Here is a 20,680-nt window from a genome sequence, read left to right on the forward strand (position 1 = left end):
CAGCAACACCGCCCAAATGTGGGAGCTCCCGAGCCCCAGCGAGGCTGCGATGGCGGCGGCACAGATAACCTCTTCATCGCCTGCACCACTGCTTTCGCAGCCTCGCTAAAGCTCGACAGCTCCCACAGGAGATCGGCGGTGTATGTGGAATTGAGCTTTGCAGGCCATCGCGCCAAGCACAACTCTCGACAGCAACACCGCCCAAATGTGGGAGCTGTCGAGCCCCAGCGAGGCTGCGATGGCGGCGGCACAGACAACCTCTTCATCGCCTGCACCACTGCTTTCGCAGCCTCGCTAAAGCTCGACAGCTCCCACAGGAGATCGGCGGTGTATGTAGAATTGAGCTTTGCAGGCCATCGCGCCAAGCACAACTCTCGACAGCAACACCGCCCAAATGTGGGAGCTGTCGAGCCCCAGCGAGGCTGCGATGGCGGCGGTACAGGCAACCTCTTCATCGCCTGAACCACCGCTTTCGCAGCCTCGCTGAAGCTCGACAGCTCCCACAGGGGATGGAGGACTGACTAACCCAGGCTGATCGACTTCCACGCGGCTTCAGCCAGCAGTTCGCGGTACTCAAAGGGGCTTTTTTTGACCTTCGCCGACAGCCACGCACGCGAGTAGCTTTCGGCCGCGCCAATGATCAGCGAAGGGATAAGTTCTGCGGGCAAATGACTGAAGTGCTCCTTGCGCCCTTCCCCGCCCATCCACTCCTTCAACTGCTGGTTGCGCTGCTTGTTGCGGGCAATCAACTCGTCCTTGAACGGCCCGTTGGACACGGCAAAACGGCTCTGGAAAACAAACCGCGCCCAGTCCGGCTGGGCGGTGACCCACTCAACGTAGCTGTACACCAGGCCGACCACACCGGCATGGACCGTATCCGCCGCTTGCAAATAGTGGTCACGCAGGGCGGCCTGGTCTTCCAGCGCAGCGAAGAACAGCGCGGCGACCAGCCCTTCCTTGTTGCCGAAGTGGTGATAGATAGCGCCCACACTGGTGTCGCAGCGCGCACGAATGGTCTCGATGTTGGTCGCCTCGATGCCTGCCTCGTTAAAACAGGCCAGCGCCTCACGCAGGATGGTACGTTTGAGGTCGCTGCGCCTGCCGGGGAAGGTGCGCTCGATGAGATCGATGGAGTGCATGGGAGAACGCCAAATCAAAACAGTTTATAGGCTGAGCGACCAGCAGAGAAAGCTCAGGTTGACAGCTGCGGAATTAACAGAATATTGTTCTGTTACAGAATACTATTCTGCAACTAACCCTTGAGGATATTCCGATGAGCCAAGCCCTGAGCATGTTCAATAGCGTAGGCCCCGCCGCATTCAGCAACCTGGCGTGCCAAATGGCGCCGTACTTCAGCACCATCACTCCCGAGATCGCGGAGCTCAAACCCAACCATGCGGTGGTCACCGTGCCGTTTCGCAAGGAAATCACCAACCACCTGGCGTCGGTGCATGCCATCGCGCTGTGCAACGCCGCCGAACTGGCCGGCGGCATGATGACCGACGCGTCCATTCCTGCCGGCGCACGCTGGATTCCCAAGGGTATGACGGTGGAATACCTGGCCAAGGCGAAAACCGATATCCGCGCTGTTGCCGATGGCAGCGCTATCGATTGGCAAACCGCCGGAGACAAGATCGTGCCGGTGGAGATCTTCGATGCGGGTGGCGTCAAGGTCTTCACTGCTCACATCACCATGAATGTGAAGCTCGCTTAGGCACAATCGTTCAACATGCTCCAGGTGCGCCGTCTGCCGGCGGCGTGTCCCGCACGCTCGTAAAATCAAGAATGACCGTAAACCGTTGCTGCTCGCGGAGCACCTCAATCTGCCAGCCCAGCTTTGCGCATAACTGCCGCATCAACTGCAACCCTAAACCATATCCATAGTCGTCGGATTCCTGCCGCGGCTTGGCCTCGTTGATGTAATTGGCAATCACCAGCCTGGGGTATTTGAAACTGATGTCCACCGTGCCCTCTTCCGCGTATTGCAGCGCATTGCGCAGGAAGTTGCCGATCACGATACGGCACGCTGTAGGGGGTAACCGGCAAGGTTCGTTGTGGATGTCGATGCTCAGCTTGATGTCTCGGTTACCGATCAGGTAGCGGTGCTTTTCAATCAGTTCGCCGACGACCTCGCTCAGGTTAACGTCTTCCTCGGGCAACGATTCGGGACGCTCGCGGCTCATCCACAGCAATGTCTCGGCGATCAACTGCATGTTCAGCACAGAGCGTTCTATGCGCTGCAACGAGGGTGGCAGCACACCGCCCGATTGCAGGGCCAACAATTCGATATTGGCCTTGAGCACCGCCAGTGGCGTGCGCAGTTCATGGCTGGTGTAGCGCAACAAACGGCCTTCACGCTGGCTGGCGGCCTGCACCTGCTCAACACTTTTGGCCAGCGCATCGGCCAGCATATTGAACTCCTTGAAACTGAAACCAGGTCGAGCGCCGGTCAGTGCCTCAGGGTCTTTGAGTGTGCCGGACCATTGCACCAGGCGCCCCAGCGGCCGAACCAGCCACCAGACCAGCAAGGCGATGATAATCAGCGCCGGCACGAATACCGCCAGGCTGATGAACTTGACACTCTCTATGACCTGATCGAAATAGGCATCAGACAACGGCGTCTCCACCTCTCCACCTGCTTCCTTATCGTGGTCGATGTCGTACATGTAGAGGGTTTTGCCGTCACCCAGGGGCTGTTCGAGGATGATCTGGAACGGCTCATCGTCGTCATCGGAATAGAGATCGCCGAAGATATTCACCGCGCCAAAGGACAGGCTCGGCGATGTAGTGAGCAACTCGCGCACGTCCTGCGGCAACGCCTCCTTGCCGATGACGCTGGTATAGAAGTAATTGTGCGGCGTCGGCGTGGTCGGGTCCTGTTTGTAGTGCCGGAGAAAATACTGAGCCTCCTCCTCCATCATCGCGCTGGCGGTGTAGAACAGGCCCCGCACGGTGAATTCAGGCAGCAGCTTGCTGTAGATCACCAGCACCACCGCAATCAGGCACAGGAAGCTGCCGCTGATTACCCACTTCAGGCTCAGTCCGTTACGCATGGGGTTTTACCTGAATGCCGACACCCGCCAGGGTATGGATCAATGGCCGGCCAAACGGTTTGTCTACCGCCTTGCGCAGCCGATGCATATGTACTTTGAGCGAATTACTGTCGGGCGGCTCATCGCCCCAGATCTTCGCCTCCAGGCGCTGCCGAGAGACCGGTTGAGGACTTGCGCGCATCAGGTTTTCCAACAAGGTCCAACAGATGGGCGACAAATGCAGCTCCTGCCCTGCCCGGCTGACTTTACGCGTGGTCAGTTCCATTACCAGGTCGTCCACTTGCAGCCGACTGGTTTGGCCGCTGCGACGCAGGCTCAAGGCGCGAATCCTGGCGACCAGCTCGGCCAGTTCGAACGGTTTGACCAGGTAGTCGTCGGCGCCAGCGGCAAAACTGGCGAGCTTGTCGGATAACGCGTCCAGCGAGGTCAGCATCAGGATCGGCGTCTGGATGCCTTGCTGGCGCAACCGATCGCATACCTGCTGGCCGTCCAGTCGCGGCAGCATGATGTCCAGGAGAATGACGTCGTAATGCTGATTGAGGGCCAGGTTAAGCCCGGTCTGACCATTGCTGACGTGATCGCAGACGATGCCGCTGATGTCCAGGTACTCGATGACGGTGGTGGCCAGGTCCAGGTTGTCCTCGACCAGCAGCAGATGAATATGCACGGAAAAAACCCCTCGGGCAGGCAGTGCGCAGCGGTGTGAAGGATAGCGGAAGTCGGGCGGTTTCCCGTGATGTTTACCTGACGTTAACCCGGTGCGGCTTAGGCTAAGGCTCTTCTTATCCAGAGCTCGTCACCGTCATGAACCTGTATTCGATGATCAAAGGGGTGCTGTTAGCCGTGATTTTCCTCGCGCTGATGGTGGGCATCCTTCCACAGCAAGCGCAGTTGGTACGCATGGGAGGCAATGGCTGGTTTCTGGTTGGCCAGAATGTTGAGCAGACAGGGTCGTGTCATGTCGCCCGTACATCGTAATGAGATGGGCGCCAGCTATGCCAGCCAGTTGGTCGCCTGTGTGGTGCTGGTTATTGGCGTGGCGGTTTCGATGGCCATCTATATCGCGCGCTTGAATGCGCACCTGGATGAGCAACGCGACCTGTCCTCGGTGTATCTGCCTAACTGCCCTGACGGCCGCGGTGGCTTTATGGTCTATCCCGATGACAGGCGCAGCGGTGACCAGTGCTACACCGCCGATCAGGATGAGTCGATGGAGGTCGATGAGGTGCAGCGGCTATCAGGCTCGAACCTGGCGCAATGGTTCGACTCCATCCTGCCTGCGGTTCAAACCCCGAGCAGGCTTAGATAAGTAATGCCGTTCAGTGACCTTTGTAGGAGCGAGCTTGCTCGCGAAAAACGTCAACGATAACGCGTGCTTCCTGAGTGAACGCGGCGCCTGTGAGTTTTTCGCGAGCAAGCTCGCTCCTACGAGCCTATTGCTCTGGCCAGCCGCCGCATGGCTGTTTCGATTTCATGGGCGGTCAAGGATGAATACCCCAACAGCCAACCTTGTTTCTTCTCGTCTCCTGCGTACAACCGACTGAGTCCGGGCAACTGCACGCCTGCGCTGGCAGCTTGGCGAATGGTGGTTTCCTCCGACCAGCCATCGGCCAAAAGACAGGGCATCTGCAGCCCGCCATGGGGGCACAAGGCTGTGGCAATCCCCTTCAGGCGTTTGCCGATGGCGGTGAGCATGACGGCACGGCGCGCAGCGTACAGTTTGCGCATGGCCCGGACATGGGCGTGGTAGTGGCCGTCCTCCATGAAGCGCGCCAGCGTCAGTTGGAGGATCTGTGGCGTGTGACCGTCCATGATGCTTCGCGCATAGGTGAATGCGCTGACCAGTCCGGCAGGCAGCACCATGTAGCCCATCCGCAATCCGGGATAGAGGGTTTTGCTGAAGGTACCGAGGTAGATCGTGCGCTGGTACGGGTCCAGGCCCTGGACGCAGGCAATCGGCGGCCCGTCGTAGTGGAACTCGCTGTCATAGTCGTCCTCGATGATCCACTTGGCCTGCTCGGCCGCCCAGTTGATCAACTCCAACCGGCGCTCCAGCGCTAACGTGGCGCCGGTGGGGTATTGATGCGAAGGCGTCACATAGACGCAATTGGCACCGCTGCGGTCTACCCGCAACAGGTCGGTGCGGATACCCAGTGCATCAACGTCAATAGGCACCACCTGGGTCTCGGCCGCTTCAAAAGCCTTCTTGGCACCGTAGTAACCGGGGTTTTCCAGGAGGATGGGCTTGCCGGCATCCACTAATAATTGGGCACACAGGTACAGCGCCTGGCGAGTGCTGCTCAATACCAGAATCTGATTGGGTGAACATTTGGCGCCGCGTTCGAGGTTCAAATAGGTGGTGATCGCCTTGCGCAGGGGCTCGGCGCCTTGCGGGTCGCCATGCAGCAGGACGTTACCCCGGTAGTCCTTCATGGCCTGGCGTTGCAGACGCTCCCATATATCGACAGGAAAGGTACGGGTTTCCGGCAGCCCGGTGGCAAAGGCCTTCACCGCCTGTTGATCGGTCACGCCACCCGTGTCGAACATCATCCGGCCACGCCGGCTCAAGCCCGCCCCTGGCACTGCATCGCTGCGCTGGGTGTTTTGGATGTTGATGCGCTGGCGCGCAGCCCCGCGTAACTCGGTGCCCACAGCCTCCGATACATAGCTGCCAGAGCCCTCGCGCCGCACAATGAAGCCGTCCCGGTGCAAATGCACATAGGCGTTCTCGACCGTGTCGCGGGCAACGCCAAGCGTCTTGGCCAGCACTCGGGTCGCCGGCAGCTTGAGGCCCCCATCAAGGGCTCCCTCCAGAATCAATGCCCGCAGGGCGCGCTGAATTCGCAGGTGCAGATCCAGCCGCTGAAACTCGGCATCGTTGAGCCGTATTTTTAGTGTTTCGAGCTCGAAGGTTTTTGCCATGCGGTCTGCTTTATATGGATAAATTGGCCTGAAATAGCAGGCCAGTTTATCCGTAGACTCTGCGCTTCGCCATTTGCAAGGAGCAACGTAACGCCATGCCTTCGTCAACATCCAACGCATCGGTTCGCCTCAGCGACCTCATCCCGCCGATTGTCGCCGGCCTGATCTCGGTCATCGTCAATTATGGCGGCACCTTCATTCTGGTGTTCCAGGCCGCCAAGGTCGCTGGGCTAAGCCCTGAGTTGACGGCGTCCTGGGTGTGGTCGGTGTCCATCGGCGTGGGGGTTACCGGGCTGTTTCTCAGCTGGGTTTCCCGCACACCTATCATCACCGCCTGGTCCACACCGGCTGCTGCCTTTCTGGTTGTGGCCCTGTCCACCACGCCCTATGCCGAGGCGGTGGGCGCCTACATGATCTCGGCCGCGGCCTTCGTGCTGCTGGGCTTATCCGGCTATTTCGAAAAAGTCATCCGGCTGATCCCCTCAGGTGTGGCCGCCGGGTTGCTCGCCGGTATTCTGTTGCAGTTCGGCATCGGTGCTTTCGGCGGCATGAGCCTTGACCCGATGCTGGTCGGCTTGCTGATTGTTGCCTACCTCGTGCTCAAACGCCTGACCGCACGCTACGCGGTTGTGGGCATTCTGGCGTTGGGGCTAGCCTTCCTGCTGGTTCAGGGGCGGGTCGACTTGTCGGGCCTGGAACTGCAACTGGCGGCGCCCGTGTTCACCCGGCCTGAGTTCTCGCTCAATGCTCTGCTCAGTGTCGCGCTGCCGCTGTTTCTGATCACCCTGACCGGCCAGTACATGCCCGGCATGTTGGTTCTGCGCAACGATGGGTTCAACACCAGCGCCAACCCCATCGTGAGTATTACCGGGCTGGGCTCCTTGCTCATGGCGCCCTTTGGTTCCCACGCGTTCAATATCGCGGCGATCACTGCTGCCATCTGCACCGGCAAGCAAGCCCACGAAGAGCCCTCCAAGCGCTGGATCGCCGGCATTGCGGCAGGTGTTTTCTACATCCTGGTCGGAGTCTTCGGCGTGACCCTCGCTGCGCTGTTCATGGCCTTTCCGGCCACCTTCATCACCACCCTGGCCGGGCTCGCCCTGCTCGGCACTATCGGCGGCAGCCTGGCCGGCGCCATGGCCGATGCCAGCTCCCGTGAGGCTTCGCTGATTACCTTTTTGGCAGCGGCCGCCAACATCACGTTGTTCGGGATTGGCGGGGCGTTTTGGGGGCTGCTGATTGGGTTGGCGGCGTACGTCGTGCTTAATGGGCGGTTGCCGCGTCGGGAGCTTGATACTCGTGAGAACGCTGCTAACTGAGGCTCCACGACCTGGGCTCAAACCCTGCCCGCCTACCACGCAAACGCTTCGATATGACATTCGGTCATGTCTATACACGCCTTCCGACAAAGAAAACAGAACCTGGCTACGTAAACAGACGCCCGTTGCGCACGGAAATCCGCAGGCAATCTCTGCAAGATCAAGCTCCAACTGATCGGAGGGAAAATGGCGTGTGCACGGTATAGATCGTCACAGCCGATCATCCTGCCTGATCGTCCATTCATCGCTTTTCATACATATAAAATATGCATAATGAAAACTTTCATGGTTCAATTCGATAACACCAAAAACATCGCTAATCAGCGCAAGCATAAAGGCGTAAGCCTAGCTGATGCCGAACCGGTGTTTTACGACGAGGCAGCCCTGACCATGCAAGATTACGATCACGGAGAAGAACGCTGGGTGATCATGGGCACCGACGCAAATGGACGCGTGTTGGTAGTGGCCTACACCTACCGCGATCCCAATTTCGTACGCATCATCAGCGCCCGGCTTGCATCCAAAAATGAACGGCGTCAGTACCTGGAGGTTTGAGCCATGAAAGACGAATACGACTTCAGTAACGCCAAACGAGGCGCTATCGCCAGCAACAAAGGTAAAACCCGTATCACGATCATGCTGGACGATGCTGTGATCGAAGCCGCCCGTGAACGTGCCCAGAGTGCAGGCACCGGCTATCAGACCGTGATCAACAATCTACTGCGACAGGCATTGGTTTCCCAGGACACCTATAACCTAGCGCCAGCCTCGAAGAAGCAAGCCAAAACCTTGCAAGTCCTCAACAATGGCATCAGCGTCTCAGAGGTCGAAGCGTTGGAACAGCAGTTGATAGCGCTCGCTGGCGAATTGAACCGAATGCTTGTTAATCCACTGCCTGCCAAATCAAAAAGCAAACCTGTCTGAATCGAAGGGCTAGAGTTTGCCTCTTGCGAATCGCGCCATGCAGGCCAAATCCAAGGCAAAAAAAGCCTGCATCTCTGCAGCCCGTCTCCCGAGCAAGAGTCTCTCCCAGGTATCCTAGCTGAGCCAGACGCTACCAAGGCGGCTAGGAAAAAATTCCGTTTTGTGGAAGTTGTTTCTATCAGGTCGATGTAATTCATAGGAAATGAAAGCCATGTACTTCAAGTTCATCACTCTGCTCGCACTCGCATTGCTCACTGGCTGCACGACAATCCCCTACGAAAAACCGCAAGACCAGTTGAACATCCAGAAAGATCTGTCTTTAAAACCTGAGGAAATCGTCACAATGACCCAGGTGAATTGGTGCGCCTACGCCTATGGCGAAGTGACGCCTTGCCACCCTCAGGAAGCGCTGGGGGTTCAGACTCGGACAAAATTGATATTGGCCAGTTACGACAAGCCCCACTACAAAACAATGGTTGAAGTACAAGCCAGCGACATCATGTGCGCGCACCTGCAAACACCGGTAGATACCGCTCCCAATCTGTTTTTGTTCGCCCAAGACTATGCCGTGCAGATTTGGCCAGTAGAGCCGAGTTTTAAACCGGATATCGCGAAGAAAAAGCTCATTGTGGAAACCCTGCTCCAACCAGGAAAGCGAACCTTGGTGGGCACTGAAAAGGATTATGTAAGGGACACGGGGCGAGGGAGAGCGGGGATGACAATGACCTCCATCGTAAACCTGGTTAATCCTTGTTCGCTTTGAACTGTAGGATAACTGTAGCGCCCAGCGCTGCCAGAGGCTCCACATCTCTATAAAGCTGGAGCATTCCGCGCTGAAACTCCCTCGCAGTCAGCATATCGGGAGTGATAGGAAAAATAGCCATCTGAGCGCCTAGCAACGCCACTTCAAGGACAATGGAGCGTGCGCTCTGGGTGTCGACAAGGATCAGGTCGAAATCTTGAGCGAACGCCGGTATTAAATTCTGGAGGCGAAAGCGTCCATCGAGATGGCGTCATGCTAAGCGCGCTAAGCGTTTGGATTGCTGGGTCAAATTCCAAGCAAAAAAAAGCCTGCATCTCTGCAGGCTTTTCTCTATCTGGCTCCACGACCTGGACTCGAACCAGGGACCCAATGATTAACAGTCATTTGCTCTACCAACTGAGCTATCGCGGAATGCGCCGTATGTTACTGATTAAAAAGAAGAAGTCAAGCATCCTCAGAAACTTTCCGCAAATCGCCCCCCTGCTCGCTTGAATACGACGGTTCCCTGGCCAGATCCAACCAGGCCCGTGCTGCCGGTGGCAGGTGGGCGCTCGCGCGCCAGGCCAGGGCGATGTGCCAATCGGTGTGGGGCTCGTCCAGGGGGATCAAGGCGATGCCGGGGTGTTGGTGCTTGTGCGCCAGCATTCGCGGCAGGAAGGCGACGCCCAGGCCGGCGGTGACCAGGTCGACGATAAAGTCGATCTGCCCGCTGCGAGCAGTGACTTTGGGGGTTACGCCTTTGCGTTCGCACGCACTGAGAATCTTCGCGTTGAGGGCAAAACCCGCTTCGAACAGGATGAACGGCGAGTCCGCCAGGTCGGTGAAGTCGATGCGCTTGCGGCGGGCCAGTGGGTGGCTGATGGGCAGCACTGCGATCAGAGGTTCGTTGCGTACTGGCTGGTAGTCAAAGCCTTCGTCCACCGGCAGCAGCAGTGCGGCCAGATCGACCTCCCCGGCCTCCAGGCATTCGCGCAGTTTTTTACTGCCGTACTCGGTCAATTCGATGTCGATGCCTGGGTAACGGCTGCGGTAAGTGGCAAACATGGCCGCAAACAGCACACCGCACCCCACCGGCGGCAGGCCGATGCGTAGCACGCCACGGGTGAGACCGCGCAGGTCGTTGATTTCAGCCATCAGGTCATTGCGTTCGGCGAGCATCACCAAGGCTCGGCGGTAGGCAATTTCGCCGGCGGCGGTGAGTTCGTTCCTTTGGCCAAGACGATTGAGCAGCGGTGTGCCCAACTCGTCCTCCAGGGTCTTGACCGCCTTGCTGACGGTGGACTGGGTCAACGCCACCACCTCGGCTGCCTGGGAAAACCCGCCCTGGCGCACCACTTCGACAAACGCACGCAATGTTCGCAGGTTCATCAGCATTCCTTTTGCGACTGGAGATCAGTGATAAAAGTTGTTTTTATCATGTCACAACTTTGCTTATGGTGTAGCACTTTGCCCTGTGGAGACACCGTCGATGATCATCTCGTCCGCTTCCGACTACCGCGCTGCGGCCAAGCGCAAGTTGCCGCGCTTTCTGTTCGACTATATCGACGGCGGCGCGTACGCCGAGCACACGTTGCGCGCCAACAGTTCGGACCTGGCCGAGATCAGCCTGCGCCAGCGTGTTTTGCGCAATGTCGACAAGCTGAGCCTGAGCACCCACCTGTTCGGCACGGAGCTGGCGATGCCGGTCATCCTCAGCCCGGTGGGCCTGACCGGCATGTATGCGCGACGCGGTGAAGTGCAAGCGGCCAAGGCGGCGGCCAACAAAAACATCCCCTTCTGCCTGTCGACGGTGTCGGTGTGTTCAATTGAGGAAGTGGCCTCGCAAAGCCCGCAGTCGATCTGGTTCCAGCTGTACGTACTCAAGGATCGCGGTTTCATGCGCAATGCGCTGGAGCGGGCGCAGGCGGCCGGCGTGACCACGCTGGTGTTTACGGTGGATATGCCCACACCCGGCGCCCGCTACCGCGATGCGCACTCGGGCATGTCCGGGCCGTACGCGGCGCAGCGGCGCATGTTGCAAGCGGTGACCAAACCGCAATGGGCTTTCGATGTGGGCTTGATGGGTCGCCCCCACGACCTGGGCAATATCTCCAAATACCTGGGCAAACCCACCCACCTGGAGGACTACATTGGCTGGCTGGCCAACAACTTCGACCCGTCGATCAGTTGGAAAGACCTGGAGTGGATCCGCGAGTTCTGGAAAGGCCCGATGATCATCAAGGGCATCCTCGACCCGCAGGATGCCAAGGACGCGTTGAGTTTTGGCGCCGACGGTATCGTTGTGTCCAACCATGGCGGCCGCCAGCTCGACGGCGTGCTGTCCACCGCCAAGGCGTTGCCGCCGATTGCCGATGCGGTGGGCGATGACCTGACCGTGCTGGTGGACTCCGGCATTCGATCCGGGCTCGACGTCGTGCGTATGCTCGCCCTGGGGGCCAAGGCGTGCCTGCTGGGGCGTGCGACCACCTATGCGCTGGCCGCCGAAGGCCAACACGGGGTAGAGAACGTGCTGGATATTTTCGCCAAGGAAATGCGCGTGGCCATGACCCTGACCGGCGTCACCTCCATCGCACAGATCGACCGCACGACGCTGGTCCAGCCGTGATGGCCGTAGTGTAATTTATGTGCGCTTTAATGGAGGCGTGGTTTATTAGCGACAAACAACTCAAGCCACAGCGATAGTAAAGTTGAACGGGTCGACGGCAACGCCGGCCCAAACCAGCCAAATAACTGGCGCCATTATTTAAAAGACGTTTTTTGGTTTAAATACAATCTTTTGATTTATAAGAACTTTCTAAAATAAAACGATATTGGCACGAATCTCGCTCTCGCACTTTCCAAACAGGTTAAGTGATGACAAGACGTGCGGCACGTGTCTCGGGGTTATAACCCAATGCAAAGCGGTTTAAACTGTTCTCCATGTTTTACGGAATTGAAGGAACAGTAAGACGCCTGGCACTTGCCGCCCTCATCCCGCCTGTAAGACAGCCAAGTGCTTAGAGGCCACCCACTTATGAAAACACCCACCCAGACCAACGCAATTGACTTCGACAGTGCCAAATTGCAGCGCCTGGGATTTGGCCAGCCTTCCCTGCGCCCACGTCGCCCCGCAACCCTGACCGAGCTTTGCCAGCAACTGAGCCAGCAGCTGCAAACCAGCCTGGAGCCGGAGCGCATCCTCGGCCTGTTCTTTCGCGAAGTACAACGCCTGGTGCCGCTGGATGCGTTGCAGTACCGCCATGTCGCCAGCGACCTGCGCCTTGAGTTCGGGCATCGTGGCCACCATTCGGTGAGCTACACCTTGAGCCACGAAGGCGAGCACCTTGGAGAGCTGGTGTTTCGCCGCAACCAACGGTTGATCGATGAGGAACTGAGCCAGCTCGAATCGCTGTTGGTGACGTTGCTGTATCCAATGCGCAACGCCCTGCTCTACCGCGCTGCCACCCGCAGCGCCCTGCGCGATTCGCTGACCGAAACCGGCAACCGCGTGGCCATGGATCAGACGTTGCAACGGGAAATCGACATGGCCAGGCGGCATCTGCACCCCTTGTCCGTACTGATGCTGGACATCGACCACTTCAAGAGAATCAATGACACCCATGGTCACGCCGCCGGCGATAGCGTGCTGCGCACCGTGGCAGGGGCGATCAAACGCCAGCTGCGTAACGTCGACATGGTCTTTCGGTTTGGCGGGGAAGAGTTTCTGATCCTGCTGTCCAACACCGGGCGCGATGCGGCGAAGATGGTCGGTGAGCGCTTGCGCCAGGCGGCACAGAGCCAGGACTATTGGGTGGAAGGCACGCGGATCGAATTGACGGTGAGCCTGGGTTGCTCGACGCTGTTGGCGGCCGAGTCGGCTGAAAGCCTGTTGCGCCGGGCCGATAATGCGCTGTACGTGGCCAAGCGCGAAGGCCGTAACCGCCTGGCGATGGCGGGGTAAGCCGCAATAGGGTTGCACTGTGGCGAGGGAGCTTGCTCCCTCGCCACAAGTTACCGTCAGAACAGTTACATCACGCCTCGCTGGCAATGCGCACCGGGCGCTCGCGAACGGCTGGCGCCTTCTCTTTGTCTCTCTCTATGTTCTCAAGGCGCATGCAGCTTTCCAGGAACAGGTACATATAGTCGTAGCTTTTGCACACCGCCTGGCGCAACTCTTCCTGCAGGGCCTTGCTCGGGTTGTTGCCGGCCAGGGTGCAGATGATTTCCAGGGCTTCCCACGGGTGAGCGTCGTCGTACTGGGCGTGCATCTTCAGCCACTTCATCGCCCGCTTGCGATCTTCCTCGGGGAAGGCATCGGCATACACGCCGGTAGAACAGACCACCGCGGACCACTCCCCCGTTGCCCCCTCGATCGCATAGTTGGTGGCGGCAATCGCGACAATCAACGAATCCGCCGAGCTGGTGTGCCAGCACCAATGGCTCAGTGCATGCAATTCCGGCGGCACGTCCTGGGCTTGCAGCTCTTCAAGGCTGACATCATGGGCACGCGCCCAATTCACCCAATAATCGGCATGGTTGAGTTCCACGCGAATATTGCGCATCAGCCAACGCCGCGCCATATCCTCACCCGGGTGGCGAGCAAACTTGGTCTTGGTCAGGTTTTGCGCCATGTACAACGCAAACTGCTCCACCACCGGCCAACCACCAATCAGGTAGTGGCGCATGGTCTTGGCGCTGAGGGCGTTGTCGCGCATACGCTGATACAGTTCGTGCTCGACAACCCGACGCTTGCTCTCGCTACAGGCCTGGATCAATTGCTGCGCCCAGGCTGGGTAACTCGAGGCTTCCATAAGCGGCCCGGTTCTGTTGAATGTGTCGATCACTGTAGGGCTCCTTTTTAAGTGTGATTTTACAGACCAGCAAACGTTTCAGCGGAATGTGCCGGGCGCCTTGAATACCAGGGGCTGAGGCCGCACAGGTCGACACTGCAGGCTATCAAAGGTAAACAATTGCGGGCGTTCAATCAGGTAGCCCTGAGCGTAATCCACACCGATCTCAAGCAACGCTTGTTCGATCTGGGGTGTTTCAACAAATTCGGCAATTGTGCGCTTACCCATGACGTGGCCGATGTGGTTGATCACTTCGACCATGGCGCGGTTAATCGGGTCGTCCAGCATATCCTTTACGAAACTTCCATCGATCTTCAGGAAGTCTACAGGTAAATGTTTCAAATATGCGAATGAGGACATTCCGGCGCAAAAGTCGTCGAGTGAAAATTGGCAACCTAACGCTTTGAGTTCATTAATAAATCGAATGGCGCTACCCAAATTGGCTATAGCGCTGGTTTCAGTTATTTCAAAACAAATCATTTCCGGTGGAATGCTGTAAGTACCGAATTTCTCACGTAAAAAACCCAAGAAATCGTCATCGCCGATCGTTATTCCTGACAGATTAATCGCACACATGGCCATAGGACGGCCCGGACGTTCAGTCATGCATCGAGCAATGATCTTGAACACGTTTTCAACCACCCAACGATCCAGCGAGGTCATCAGGCCGTATCGTTCGGCTGCCGGAATAAAACTGTCGGGCAAAATGATGCGCCCGGCTTCGTCATGCAGGCGTAGCAGAATTTCGATGTGCCCATTGCCAGCTTCGGTGTGGCCCAACGGCGAGATTTCCTGGGCGTAGAGGCAAAATCGATCCTCTTCAAGGGCAATGTGCAGGCGCTGCACCCAGGCCATTTCGCCAAAGCGCAGCGACAACTCGGAATCATCGGCGTGATAGACCTGTATGCGGTTGCGCCCTTTTTCCTTGGCCATGTAGCAGGCCATGTCGGCAGCCCGCAGGGAGGTTTCCAGGGTGGTTGGGGTTTGCGAGATATGCACCAGGCCGATGCTGACTGTTGTCATGAACGGTCGGCCTTTCCACACAAAGTGCAGGCTTTGCACGGTATGGCGCAAGCTCTCGGCGATCTTTTCCGCCACCGGCGCCGGGCAGTTCTCCAGCAGAATGCCGAACTCGTCGCCGCCCAGGCGGGCCAACGTATCGCCCTCGCGCAAGTCAGATTGCAACAGCGCGCAGATATGGCGCAGGAGTTCGTCGCCTGCCGCATGGCCGCAGGTGTCGTTGACCAGCTTGAACTGGTCAAGATCAAGGAACATCAACGCATGTCGCCCACTTTGCTGGCGTGCCACCTGTTGCAGCACCTGCTCAAGACGGAACTCGAACTCACGGCGGTTGGCCAGGCCAGTCAAGGCATCATGGGTCGCCTGCCACGAGAGGTTGGCGATGTACTGGCGCTCCTGGGTCATGTCGTGCAGCACCAGCACCGCACCGCTGACCTTGCCGGCACTGCGAATCGGCGCGCCCACCAGCGTGACGGAGACAGTGCTGCCGTCCAGGCGCTGGATCAGCTTGGAATGCTCGCTGCCGCCACTGAGTTGGCCCTTGATGATGTGTTCAATCAAGGTGAAGCCGTCAGGCTCGGCGTTTTCATCCAGCAACTTGAACAATGCCGCCAACGGCAAGCCCTGGGCCTGTTCCGACCTCCAGTGGGTCAGCGCTTCGGCCGCGGGGTTCATATAGGCAATGGCGCCGTCGACGTCGGTGGTGATCACCCCGTCGCCAATCGACTCCAACGTGATCTGCGCCCGCTCCTTCTCCGCTTGCAGCGCGTCAGCGAAGGCGTGGCGCTGGGCCAACAATTTATGGGTACGCAACAGCGCCAGGACGATCAGCCCCAGGGCGGTGGCCAGGTTGGTGATCAACAACAGGCGCAGGATCATCCGCGAACCTTCGCCCAGCGCATCGCTGAACGCCTTGGCGGCCGGCGTTACGCCCTCATTGATGGCAATAATGCGCGCTTTCCAGGCGAGCACATCCCGATCGGTGACCTGATCGGTGCTGATGGCGCTGTGCATTTGCTGGGCCAGTTCGTCCAGTTGCTCAAGGTAGCCATCGCCCACCGTCCATAGCTCAATGGCTTTTTCCAGGTAGCTGAAATGGCGGAAGTTGAGGTACAGCCAAATCAGGCTGGGGACGTCGTCCGGGTGGTTGCCCCCCTTGAGGATCCCCAGGCGGGCGGCAGGCAGGTTTGGCGCAGCCCTGTCCAGGGCGATGCGCAGCTCATGGCCGCCTTGAGGCACGGCAATGGCGTTCTGGTATTTGAGATAGGTGGCGTCGTCGCGGCTATCGGCATAAAGCGTCAGGTAATAGATGGCATCCTTCTGGCCCTTGGACCATAAGCTTTCGCCTGCCACATAACCACGCACTGCAGAAAGCACGTAGAGACTGCCACAGCCCAACAATGCCTGGAACAAGACAACGGCAATAAAGGGCCAGACGATACCCAACAGCCGTGGCGTTCCGAGAGTCCGCTTTTGCTTCATGAAGTCCCTTACACATGCACAGCTTGATACGCACGCGAAAATCCGCTCCCGATAGCACAGCCTAAGCTAAATCAACGCACTTGTTGCAGATGTCCGTAAAGTTTGGCGTAGAGCCCGCCATCGGCGATCAATTGCTGATGATCACCATCCTCGGCGATATGCCCGCCATCGAACACCAGTACTCGGTCAGCCTGTTTCACCGCAGACAGTCGGTGGGCGATGATCAGTGTAGTACGCCCGCTGAGAAACCGCGCCAATGCCTGGTGCAGGTTGTATTCGGTCGCCGCGTCCAGTGCCGAGGTGGCTTCGTCCAGAATCACCACTTTTGGCTCGGCGAGTACCATGCGGGCGATGGCCAGGCGTTGCCGTTGACCGCCGGAGAAGCGCACACCAGAGCGCCCCACCACACTGTCCAGACCCATAGGCAGTGCTCTGACGGTAGCATCCAGTTGGGCGATTTCCAGCGCCTGCCAGCAAGCTTGATCGGAGCGGGTACGCCCCATGGTCAAGTTGGCGCGCACAGTGTCGTTAAACAGCGCCGGGTGTTGCAGCACCACGGCGACGTTTTCACGAATGGTTTCCAGGCCGATCTCCTGCTGGGTAGCCCCCCCAAAACGAATGCTGCCGGCCTGTGGTGTGTAGAGCCCCAGCAGCAACTGCACGAGGGTACTTTTACCGCCGCCGCTGGCACCCACAATCGCCACCTTCTCCCCCGGCGCGATTGCCAGGTTCAATTGGTCGAGCACCAGGTCCTCGCCGTAGCCAAAGTTCAGGCCACGCACCTCGATACCGACAGTGTCATGCCCGACAAACGGGTCTGCACCACCGGCATATTGCGGCTCATCGGCACGTGCCAACAGCTCATTGATCCGCGTCAGCGCGCCGCCCGCTGCGTAGTAGGCGTATTGCAGGTTCAGCAGTTGTTCAACCGGGCCGATCATGAACCACAGGTAGCTGAATACGGCGAGCATCTGGCCGATGGACAGGTCGGAGAACAGCACCGTCAGCATGGCTGCAGCGCGGAAAATGTCGATACCAAACTGGAACAGCAAACCACTGGCACGGCTGGAAGCGTCGGTTTTCCATTGGGAATGAATCGCGTAGTCACGCACTTCCCGGGCACGCTGGCCCAGGCGACCAAGGAAGAAACCCTGGCGATTGCCGGCGCGCACCTCCTGAATGGCATCGAGGGTTTCGGTCAACGCCTGGGTAAAGCGCGACGTGCTGTCGTTTTCCAGCTTTTTCAGGTGTTTGACGCGCTTGCCCAATTGCACCGTGGCGTAGATCACCAACGGGTTGAACAACAGGATCAACAGCGCCAGCTGCCAATGCATCCATACCAGGATCGCTGAGGTGCCGACCAGGGTAAGCATGGCCACCAGGAAACGGCTGAGGGTTTCGCCGACGAATTTGTCCAGGGTGTCCAGGTCGGTCACCAGATGAGTCGTGACCGTGCCGCTGCCCAGGCTTTCGTACTCCCCCAGGGAGATACGTTTGAGGCGTTCGATCAGGCGCACGCGAATGCGATAGACGATGTCCTTGGCCAGGCGCGCAAACAGGCGCGCCTGTACCACGTTGAACACCAGCGCACCACAGCGCAGGGCCAGGGTCACCAGGAGCATCAGGCCGATGTAACCGGCGGCTTTCTGCCAACCCAGGGGCAACGCGTGGTTCATCACCTTGAGCGCGGCATCGCCGTGGCCCAGCAGCACTTCGTCCACCAGCAATGGCAACAGCAAGGGGATAGGCACACTGCACAACGTCGCCAGCACGGCCACACCATTGGCGATCCACAAGGATTTCTTGTGACGCAGCGCCAGGCGGCGAATCTCTGCCCAGGTCAGGCGGTCAGTGCGTTGAGGTTGCTCATACACAGGCAGCTCGCTCCAGCCATCGACCCAATAACGGCGACAGCTCGGACAGCGGCTGATAACCATTGGTCAGCAAGGCCAACTGGCCATTGCGTTCTGCGAGCAACGTCGGGAAACCGGCGATCCCCAGATCCTGCACCCAGGTGAAATCCGCTGCCGTGGCGGCATGCTGCTCGGCACGATCGAACTCGCCTGCAAACTCGATACGCGGAATTCCAGCCTGCTCGGCCAGCTCCACCAACACGTGGGCGAGGGTCACGTCCCGTCCCTCGACATAGAACGCGCGCTGGATCAGCCCCAGCAGCGTCCAGGCGCAATCCGGCGCCAGGCTGCGTGCGGTGACGATGGCGCGGCAAGCAGGCTCGGTGTCATAGACGAAGCCGTCGGGCAATGCGCCGTCACGCTTGAACGTCTGGCCGGTGGCCTCGGTGACCGCCTGCCAGTGTTCAAGGATGTAGCGCCGGGTGGTCGGCTCCAAGGCTGCACCGCTGCCGGTGCGCAAGCCGCCCACCACCAGGTGCACGTCCACACCGGCCGCCTGGGCCTGCTCTACCAGCGCCTGCGCGACCGGGGCAAAGCCCCAGCACCAGGAACACATTGGGTCCATTACATAGAGCAGGCGCGCAGACATGGCTCAGGCCTCGGAAGGAGTTTGCTTATAGTTGAAGCCAATCGGGTGCGGCATGTTACGGGCCTTGGCCAGCTCGATCTGCTTCTGGCGATCGATCGCGCTGCGACGGGTCTTCTCCGGCAGCTTATCCCAGCAATGGGGGCAACTGATGCCGGCCACATAATGCTCGGAGGCGCGATCTTCTACGCTTACCGGTGTGCGGCAGGCATGACATTGATCGTAGTCGCCTTCGCTCAAGTCGTGGCGCACGGTCACGCGATTGTCGAACACAAAGCAGTCGCCCTGCCATTTGGTTTCTTCCTGGGGCACCTCTTCAAGGTACTTCAGGATGCCGCCCTTGAGGTGATACACCTCATCAAAGCCTTCGCTGAGCATGTAGCTCGACGCCTTCTCGCAGCGTATGCCGCCGGTGCAGAACATGGCGACCTTCTTGTGCTTGGCCGGGTCGAAGTTGGCTTTGATATAGTCGGGAAATTCGCGAAAACTGGTGGTTTTCGGGTCGATTGCGCCCTCAAATGTACCAATAGACACCTCATAATCGTTACGGGTGTCGATCAGCAGTACTTCAGGGTCGCTGATCAGGGCATTCCAGTCTTGCGGGTCGACGTAGGTGCCGACCTTTTTGTTTGGATCAACGCCTTCGACGCCCAGGGTTACGATCTCTTTTTTGAGTTTGACCTTGGTGCGATAGAACGGCTGGTCGTCGCAGTAGGATTCCTTGTGGTCGATGTCGACCATACGCGGATCTTTTTTCAGCCAGGCCATCAGGCCATCGATACCTTCGCGGCTGCCGGAAACGGTGCCGTTGATGCCTTCTTCGGCGATCAGCAAGGTGCCTTTGATGCCGTTGTCGACCATCGCCTGCAACAGGGGCTCACGCAGGGCGACGTAATCTTCGAGGGTGACGAACTTGTACAGTGCCGCCACGACAATCGGGTGGGTCATGGGTGTTCTCTCCAGGTGGCTACCCTCGTAAGGGGTGAACCGGATGCAAAAAAAACGCGCCGGCTAAGCGGCGCGTTGCGGATTCTATCAGGGTTACCCCGTCAATGTCCGCCGGCGCAGGTCGGCGAGGCCGGGGCTGCGTCGATTGTCGCCCATTCTTCGGGCGTATAGGTATGCAGCGCCAGCGCATGGAACTCGCTCATCAGGTCACCCAGCGTGGCGTAGACCTTCTGGTGGCGCTTGACGCGGTTGAGCCCCTCGAACTGCGGGCTGACCAGCACGGCCTTGAAGTGGGTCTGCAACCCACGGCTGTGCATGTGGCTTTCATCCAGCACACTCAAGTGTTGCGGGCCCAGGGCGGCGAGCGCCGTTTCGATACGCTGTTGCATGATCATTGCTGCTTACTTCTTCTTGGCCGGGGCGGCGGCTTTTGGTGCCAGCTCGTTGGTCATGTCTTCCAACAGCTTGTTCACCACCGGTACGGCGCTTTCCAGTTTGGCCTGGGTCATCTGGGCCGATTGCTGGGTCAGCTGCGGCATTTTTTCCAGGACTTTCTTGCCCAGTGGCGACTGGTAGAACGCTACCAGGTCCTTGAGCTCGGATTCGCTGAAGTTGGTGGTGTAGAGCTTGACCATGTCGGGCTTGAGCTTCGGCCAGCCGATGGCCTGGTCCAGAGCGGCGTTGGCCTTGGCCTGGTAGCTGTCCAGTACGGACTGCTTGGCGGCAGGCGCCTTGGTCTGTTCGAAACGCTGGGCGAACATTTGCTGCACTTGCATGTACACCGGGGTCCCCAGCTTGTCAGCATGGGCCAGGGTAAGGAAGGCTTCGGCACTGGCGTTGTGGCTGGCGGTATCGGCAAGAACCTGGCCGCTGGCGCAAACCAGAGCAACCGCGGTACAGATGGCACGAAGACGAGTCATC

At 58.7% G+C, this 20,680-nt stretch carries 21 protein-coding genes and 1 tRNA gene; 8 read left to right on the forward strand and 14 right to left on the reverse strand.

Translation table 11 applies throughout. The features are described 5' to 3' along the window. Positions 1 to 521: 521 nt before the first annotated feature. Complete coding sequence (locus tag TX23_RS02090) at positions 522 to 1,139, reverse strand: TetR/AcrR family transcriptional regulator (protein WP_057700807.1); 618 nt, start codon at positions 1,137 to 1,139, stop codon at positions 522 to 524. A gap of 134 nt (positions 1,140 to 1,273) precedes the next feature. Here TX23_RS02090 and TX23_RS02095 point away from each other — a divergent pair, with 134 nt between their 5' ends. Further along, positions 1,274 to 1,714, forward strand: coding sequence for a hotdog fold domain-containing protein (locus TX23_RS02095; RefSeq protein ID WP_003192702.1), 441 nt, complete (start codon positions 1,274 to 1,276; stop codon positions 1,712 to 1,714). A gap of 10 nt (positions 1,715 to 1,724) precedes the next feature. Here the strand turns inward: TX23_RS02095 and TX23_RS02100 are convergent, their stop codons facing one another. The 3 genes from TX23_RS02100 to TX23_RS28650 all read right to left on the reverse strand — a co-directional run bounded on the left by TX23_RS02100 (position 1,725) and on the right by TX23_RS28650 (position 4,013). Beyond that, positions 1,725 to 3,053: a sensor histidine kinase gene (locus TX23_RS02100; RefSeq protein WP_057700808.1), complete on the reverse strand. Its 1,329-nt coding sequence runs from the start codon at positions 3,051 to 3,053 to the stop codon at positions 1,725 to 1,727. Beyond that, positions 3,046 to 3,720 carry a response regulator transcription factor gene (locus TX23_RS02105; RefSeq protein WP_057700809.1) on the reverse strand — a complete coding sequence of 225 codons (675 nt, stop codon included), beginning with the start codon at positions 3,718 to 3,720 and terminating at the stop codon, positions 3,046 to 3,048. The genes TX23_RS02100 and TX23_RS02105 overlap by 8 nt, the downstream gene beginning before the upstream one ends. A 170-nt stretch (positions 3,721 to 3,890) precedes the next feature. Beyond that, complete coding sequence (locus TX23_RS28650) at positions 3,891 to 4,013, reverse strand: hypothetical protein (RefSeq protein ID WP_269812666.1); 123 nt, start codon at positions 4,011 to 4,013, stop codon at positions 3,891 to 3,893. Between TX23_RS28650 and TX23_RS02110 the strand changes: the two genes are divergently transcribed. Next, positions 4,012 to 4,362, forward strand: a complete 351-nt coding sequence (locus TX23_RS02110) for a hypothetical protein (protein WP_057700810.1) — start codon at positions 4,012 to 4,014, stop codon at positions 4,360 to 4,362. The two genes, TX23_RS28650 and TX23_RS02110, sit on opposite strands and share 2 nt — an antisense overlap. A gap of 116 nt (positions 4,363 to 4,478) precedes the next feature. Here the strand turns inward: TX23_RS02110 and pdxR are convergent, their stop codons facing one another. Further along, the gene (gene pdxR, locus TX23_RS02115) at positions 4,479 to 5,975 is read right to left on the reverse strand and encodes a MocR-like pyridoxine biosynthesis transcription factor PdxR (RefSeq protein WP_057700811.1); all 1,497 of its coding nucleotides are present in this window, start codon (positions 5,973 to 5,975) and stop codon (positions 4,479 to 4,481) included. 95 nt (positions 5,976 to 6,070) lie between these two features. On the opposite strand from pdxR, the gene TX23_RS02120 reads away from it, so the two are divergent. The 4 genes from TX23_RS02120 (at position 6,071) to TX23_RS02135 (ending at position 8,981) form a co-directional block, all read left to right on the forward strand. Beyond that, a complete protein-coding gene (locus TX23_RS02120; RefSeq protein ID WP_057700812.1) occupies positions 6,071 to 7,294 on the forward strand; it encodes a benzoate/H(+) symporter BenE family transporter in 1,224 nt (407 codons plus the stop codon). A 273-nt stretch (positions 7,295 to 7,567) separates the two neighbouring features. After that, positions 7,568 to 7,849 carry a BrnT family toxin gene (locus TX23_RS02125; protein ID WP_057700813.1) on the forward strand — a complete coding sequence of 94 codons (282 nt, stop codon included), beginning with the start codon at positions 7,568 to 7,570 and terminating at the stop codon, positions 7,847 to 7,849. A 3-nt stretch (positions 7,850 to 7,852) separates the two neighbouring features. Continuing rightward, positions 7,853 to 8,218 (forward strand): BrnA antitoxin family protein, encoded by a 366-nt coding sequence (locus TX23_RS02130; protein WP_032896063.1) that lies wholly within the window; start codon positions 7,853 to 7,855, stop codon positions 8,216 to 8,218. 211 nt (positions 8,219 to 8,429) lie between these two features. Then, entirely contained in the window at positions 8,430 to 8,981 is a 552-nt protein-coding gene (locus TX23_RS02135; protein WP_057700814.1) for a hypothetical protein, read from the forward strand. Positions 8,982 to 9,316: 335 nt separating this feature from the next. Here the strand turns inward: TX23_RS02135 and TX23_RS02145 are convergent. Then, positions 9,317 to 9,392, reverse strand: a tRNA-Asn gene (locus TX23_RS02145). 33 nt (positions 9,393 to 9,425) lie between these two features. Next, positions 9,426 to 10,349, reverse strand: a complete 924-nt coding sequence (locus tag TX23_RS02150; protein ID WP_057700815.1) for a LysR family transcriptional regulator — start codon at positions 10,347 to 10,349, stop codon at positions 9,426 to 9,428. A gap of 100 nt (positions 10,350 to 10,449) precedes the next feature. Here TX23_RS02150 and lldD point away from each other — a divergent pair, with 100 nt between their 5' ends. Next, positions 10,450 to 11,586: an FMN-dependent L-lactate dehydrogenase LldD gene (lldD, locus tag TX23_RS02155; protein ID WP_057700816.1), complete on the forward strand. Its 1,137-nt coding sequence runs from the start codon at positions 10,450 to 10,452 to the stop codon at positions 11,584 to 11,586. A gap of 408 nt (positions 11,587 to 11,994) precedes the next feature. Next, the gene (locus tag TX23_RS02160) at positions 11,995 to 12,921 is read left to right on the forward strand and encodes a GGDEF domain-containing protein (RefSeq protein WP_057700817.1); all 927 of its coding nucleotides are present in this window, start codon (positions 11,995 to 11,997) and stop codon (positions 12,919 to 12,921) included. Positions 12,922 to 12,991: 70 nt separating this feature from the next. Here TX23_RS02160 and TX23_RS02165 read toward each other — a convergent pair whose 3' ends face one another. The 7 genes from TX23_RS02165 to TX23_RS02195 form a co-directional block, all read right to left on the reverse strand. Then, positions 12,992 to 13,771, reverse strand: coding sequence for a TenA family transcriptional regulator (locus tag TX23_RS02165; protein ID WP_232910575.1), 780 nt, complete (start codon positions 13,769 to 13,771; stop codon positions 12,992 to 12,994). Positions 13,772 to 13,849: 78 nt separating this feature from the next. Further along, positions 13,850 to 16,312, reverse strand: coding sequence for an EAL domain-containing protein (locus TX23_RS02170; protein WP_057700819.1), 2,463 nt, complete (start codon positions 16,310 to 16,312; stop codon positions 13,850 to 13,852). A 71-nt stretch (positions 16,313 to 16,383) separates the two neighbouring features. Beyond that, the gene (locus tag TX23_RS02175; protein WP_057700820.1) at positions 16,384 to 18,186 is read right to left on the reverse strand and encodes an ABC transporter ATP-binding protein; all 1,803 of its coding nucleotides are present in this window, start codon (positions 18,184 to 18,186) and stop codon (positions 16,384 to 16,386) included. Beyond that, entirely contained in the window at positions 18,179 to 18,781 is a 603-nt protein-coding gene (locus TX23_RS02180) for a DsbA family protein (protein WP_186558540.1), read from the reverse strand. The genes TX23_RS02175 and TX23_RS02180 overlap by 8 nt, the downstream gene beginning before the upstream one ends. A 36-nt stretch (positions 18,782 to 18,817) precedes the next feature. Next, positions 18,818 to 19,759: an oxygen-dependent tRNA uridine(34) hydroxylase TrhO gene (trhO, locus tag TX23_RS02185; RefSeq protein ID WP_057700822.1), complete on the reverse strand. Its 942-nt coding sequence runs from the start codon at positions 19,757 to 19,759 to the stop codon at positions 18,818 to 18,820. Positions 19,760 to 19,860: 101 nt separating this feature from the next. Continuing rightward, a complete protein-coding gene (locus tag TX23_RS02190; protein WP_057700823.1) occupies positions 19,861 to 20,154 on the reverse strand; it encodes a BolA family protein in 294 nt (97 codons plus the stop codon). 6 nt (positions 20,155 to 20,160) lie between these two features. Further along, entirely contained in the window at positions 20,161 to 20,679 is a 519-nt protein-coding gene (locus tag TX23_RS02195) for a DUF2059 domain-containing protein (protein ID WP_014719258.1), read from the reverse strand. Position 20,680: the final 1 nt, after the last annotated feature.

It is taken from the genome of Pseudomonas paralactis (genome assembly GCF_001439735.1).
Taxonomy (GTDB): Bacteria; Pseudomonadota; Gammaproteobacteria; order Pseudomonadales; family Pseudomonadaceae; genus Aquipseudomonas; species Aquipseudomonas paralactis.